This window comes from Pseudomonas sp. MWU13-2100 (assembly GCF_023242365.1).
Classification (GTDB): domain Bacteria; phylum Pseudomonadota; class Gammaproteobacteria; order Pseudomonadales; family Pseudomonadaceae; genus Aquipseudomonas.
Genome location: NZ_JALLIX010000131.1, coordinates 1 through 687 on the forward strand (window position 1 = coordinate 1; position 687 = coordinate 687).

At 44.0% G+C, this 687-nt stretch carries 1 protein-coding gene and 1 pseudogene; both read right to left on the reverse strand.

The genetic code is table 11. The features are described from left to right. Window positions 1–39 precede the first annotated feature (39 nt). Window positions 40–108, reverse strand: a pseudogene (locus tag M5B99_RS29685) (transposase); the annotation flags it as partial. Window positions 109–196: 88 nt separating this feature from the next. After that, window positions 197–589 carry a hypothetical protein gene (locus tag M5B99_RS29690; RefSeq protein WP_248807466.1) on the reverse strand — a complete coding sequence of 131 codons (393 nt, stop codon included), beginning with the start codon at window positions 587–589 and terminating at the stop codon, window positions 197–199. Window positions 590–687: the final 98 nt, after the last annotated feature.

Consider the following 687-nt stretch of genomic DNA (forward strand, 5'->3'; position numbering starts at 1 on the left):
ATAACGCTGAAAATCACCAGCCTCCACAAACACAACCTAACGATTGTGTCCTCGCTGACTAATGTGATGAGGGTAGTTTGGTAAGACAACACGTCCCATTCTTGGCATAAAACCTCCTTCCGTGGAGATATCAGCATAGCAAATGGAGGAGGAAATAAATCTATCCTCTTTTCCCTTAATAGGCTCTCCTTTTTAGTTAAACGACTACAATATCACCAGAGTTCAGATAAATTGTATAGGACTCATAGTCACTATCATGATCGGCTTCGATTACAAGTCTATCGCCAGAACCAAAATAAACCTGCAGTGTTGCGTCCTCGATTTCCTCAACCAAAGCGACGTCCTTCAATAAAAAATCTAACAAGGGCGCGCTGGTGGCTGAGCTCTCAAACTTTCGTCGCCCCGAAACACCGTTAACTTGATATGTCAATCCACCCTCAACACCAAAAGAAACTTTATATGGAGGGACTCCCGGGGCAATTTGTGGGCGTGAAAAATCCAGCCTTGTGACATGCACCCCAAAACATACCATTTCCAAGTAACACCCGGAAAGCAACTGAAAATCAAAATTAGTCGGCAATGTATACATATTTCCTCCTAGTTAAACCCATAGCTTTTTCAACGACGAAAGGGCGGTAACGAATCGGGCAGGAGTGGAATATGTGTATCTCCCTGCCCTTTACCCAG

Bases quoted from the DNA above. Each gene is read 5' to 3' on its own strand.
- M5B99_RS29690 (WP_248807466.1), bottom strand. From the start codon at position 589: ATGTATACATTGCCGACTAATTTTGATTTTCAGTTGCTTTCCGGGTGT.